Source organism: Actinospica durhamensis, assembly GCF_018139695.1.
GTDB lineage: Bacteria > Actinomycetota > Actinomycetes > Streptomycetales > Catenulisporaceae > Actinospica > Actinospica durhamensis.
On the sequence record NZ_JAGSOG010000479.1, the window covers coordinates 1 to 2,988 of the forward strand.

The following is a 2,988-nucleotide window of genomic DNA, read 5'->3' on the forward strand; positions in this document are numbered from 1 at the left end:
GCCCGAGCCCGCCCGCACATAGTCGCGCACCCGCTCGGCCACGGCGTTGCCGCCGCTCACCGGAAGGGACCCGCCCTCGCAGAAGTCCAACTGGACGTCCACCACGATCAGTGCCTTGGCCATGAGTCAATCCACCTTGTAGACAGTGGGGATCACCGCGTCCCCACGGGACAACTGGGTCGCCGAGACCGGCAGCTCGGCCACGCTCTCCTGGTGCAGCGCCCGCGCGGCGGACAGGTCGGGGCGCGCGAGGATCTCGCCGTCCACGACCAGCGGCACCGAGAGCGGCCGGCCGGCCTGCGGGTTCGGACGCAGCGACACGACCTCCTCGGTGGCCACCGCGTCCTCCTCGATCCGCCGGTACGCGTACTTGCGCCCGCCCAGGCTTGGCTTGCCGGCGGAGTGCTTGGCCACCGCCTCCAGCGGGGCGTCCGGCTCGGCCGAACGCGCCCGCGCCACCAGCTTGTAGACCATCGCCGAGGTCGGCGCGCCGCTGCCGGTCACCAGCTGGGTGCCCACACCGTACGCGTCCACCGGCGCCACGGCCAGGGCCGCGATGGCGTACTCGTCGAGATCGCTGGTCACCACGATCTTCGTGTCCACCGCGCCGAGCTCGTCGAGCTGGCGGCGCACCCGGTGCGCCATCCACAGCAGGTCGCCGGAGTCCAGCCGCACCGCGCCGAGGTCGGGTCCGGCCACCTCCACCGCCACCCGCACGGCCTCGGCCACGTCGTAGGTGTCCACCAGCAGCGTGGTGCCCTTGCCGAGCGTGGCCACCTGGGCCTGGAAGGCCTCGCGCTCGCCGTCGTGCACCAGGGTGAACGCGTGCGCCGCGGTGCCCACCGTCGGCACACCGTAGCGGAAGCCGGCCTCCAGGTTGGAGGTCGAGGCGAACCCGGCCAGGTAGGCCGCGCGGGCGCTGGCCACCGCGGCCTGCTCGTGCGCGCGCCGGGAACCCATCTCGATGCACGGGCGCCCGCCCGCCGCCGCGACCATGCGCGAGGCCGCCGCCGCGATCGCCGAGTCGTGGTTGAGGATCGAGAGGATCAGCGTCTCGAGCACGACGCACTCGGCGAAGGAGCCCTCGACCGTCAGGATCGGGGAACCGGGGAAGTAGCACTCGCCCTCCCGGTAGCCGCTGATCGAGCCGCGGAAGCGGTAGGCCTCGAGCCAGTCGAGGGTAGGCCGGTCCACCACGCCGGCGCGCTCGAGGAAGGCGAGCTGCTCCGGGGTGAACCGGAAGGCCTCGACCTCGTCGAGCAGCCGTCCGGTGCCCGCCACCACGCCGTAGCGCCGACCCTCCGGCAGCCGCCGGGTGAAGACCTCGAACACCGAACGGCGGTGTGCCGCGCCGCTGCGCAGCGCGCCCTGCAGCATGGTCAGCTCATAGTGGTCCGTGAGCAGCGCCGGAGAACTTATCGTCACCATGACGATAAGGCTAGCACACTCCGCCGTATCCGGCATGCCCGCCGCGCCGCCACGTTCGCCGCCACGGCGCCCGGACGAAGCCGGACCCGGGCAAAGAGTGGGACGATGAATACGTGAGCAGCGCACCCGCCGAACTTGAGCAGCCCGAGGTCGCCGACGCGGACCCGCTCGAGGCAGCCGACCGGCCCTGGACCACCGTGGTGTGGAACGACCCGGTCAACCTCATGAGCTACGTCACCTACGTGTTCCAGACGTACTTCGGCTACCCCCGGAGCAAGGCCGAGAAGCTGATGATGGACGTCCACCAGCGCGGCAAGGCGTCCGTGTCCACCGGTAGCCGCGAAGAGATGGAGCGCGACGTCTCCGCGATGCACGGCTACGGCCTGTGGGCCACCCTGCAGCACGACTGAGGCCGCCCCGCACCGCCCCGCCCCGAGGTGCCCGCCGACCGGCGTTCGCGTACCCCGCGCCGCCGTCCGGCCCGCACCCGCGAGAAGACCTGAGAGCCAGTCCCGTGACCTACACCTTCCGAGCCGGTCCCGACCGCACCGTCCAAGCCGACCTGGAGCAGGCCGTGGCACAGCTGCTGGTGCAGCTGTTCGGGGAGATGATCGAGCTGCTCGGCCCGACCGAGTCCTCGGCCAAGCCCACCACGGCCGACCCGCTCGCCGTCGAGCTCGGCCTCGACGACCTCGGCGCCGAGCAGCCCTCCGTCCTGCCGCAGGACCCCGCCCTGGCCCGGCTCTTCCCCAACGCCTACCCCGAGGACGAGCAGGCCTCCGCCGAGTTCCGCCGCTACACCGAGAGCGACCTGCGCTCCGGCAAGCGCGACCGGATCCGCCGCGCCCTCGAGACCCTCGGCACCGGCCAGGGCGGCAAGTTCGACATGGACGAGGAGCAGGCGCAGTGCTGGCTCGGCGCCCTCAACGACCTGCGGCTCGTGCTCGGCGCCCGCTTCGGCCTGAGCGACGACGGCCAGGAACCCGGCGGCGACCTCGCCCCCGAGGACCCGATGCAGGTCTTGGTCCCGGCCTACTACTACCTCGGCTACCTGCAGGAGAGCCTGATCGAGGCGCTACCCAGGTAGGTTCTCAGCTTCCAGGCAGGTCGGTGCCGTTACCCTGAACCCTGTGCTGACCATAGGACAGGCGATCCGCGACGCCATCATCGACCACGCCCGCGCCGACCACCCCGACGAGGCCTGCGGCGTGGTCGCCGGACCCGTCGGCTCGGACCGGCCCACCCGGTTCATCCCCATGGCCAACGCGGAGCGCTCCCCGACCTTCTACAGCTTCGACTCGGGCGAGCAGCTGCGGGTGTGGCGGGAGATGGACGAGCGGGACGAGGAGCCGGTGATCGTCTACCACTCGCACACCTCCACCGAGGCCTACCCCTCGCGCACCGACGTCTCCTACGCCTCCGAGCCGCAGGCGCACTACGTGCTCGTCTCCACCCGGGACGCCGAGGGCGCCGGCGAGTTCCAGTTCCGCTCGTTCCGGATCATCGACGGCGTGGTCTCCGAGGAGGAGATCACCGTGCTGCCCGAGGGCGTCCCCGCCC

4 protein-coding genes and 1 pseudogene are annotated in these 2,988 nt (G+C 71.9%); 3 read left to right on the forward strand and 2 right to left on the reverse strand.

Going from position 1 to position 2,988, the window contains the following annotated elements; translation table 11 throughout:
- Together KDL01_RS40110 and KDL01_RS40115 are read right to left on the reverse strand one after the other, a co-directional pair.
- Window positions 1-123 (reverse strand): annotated as a pseudogene (locus KDL01_RS40110) (nicotinamidase); the annotation flags it as partial.
- Between the two features lie 3 nt (window positions 124-126).
- Entirely contained in the window at window positions 127-1,428 is a 1,302-nt protein-coding gene (locus tag KDL01_RS40115) for a nicotinate phosphoribosyltransferase (protein WP_212533963.1), read from the reverse strand.
- Window positions 1,429-1,541: 113 nt separating this feature from the next.
- On the opposite strand from KDL01_RS40115, the gene clpS reads away from it, so the two are divergent.
- The 3 genes from clpS to KDL01_RS40130 form a co-directional block, all read left to right on the forward strand.
- Window positions 1,542-1,838 carry an ATP-dependent Clp protease adapter ClpS gene (gene clpS, locus KDL01_RS40120; RefSeq protein WP_307846796.1) on the forward strand — a complete coding sequence of 99 codons (297 nt, stop codon included), beginning with the start codon at window positions 1,542-1,544 and terminating at the stop codon, window positions 1,836-1,838.
- A 104-nt stretch (window positions 1,839-1,942) separates the two neighbouring features.
- Window positions 1,943-2,515: a DUF2017 domain-containing protein gene (locus KDL01_RS40125; RefSeq protein ID WP_212533964.1), complete on the forward strand. Its 573-nt coding sequence runs from the start codon at window positions 1,943-1,945 to the stop codon at window positions 2,513-2,515.
- 43 nt (window positions 2,516-2,558) lie between these two features.
- Window positions 2,559-2,988: M67 family metallopeptidase (locus KDL01_RS40130; RefSeq protein ID WP_212533965.1), on the forward strand; the 430-nt coding region annotated here is incomplete at its 3' end.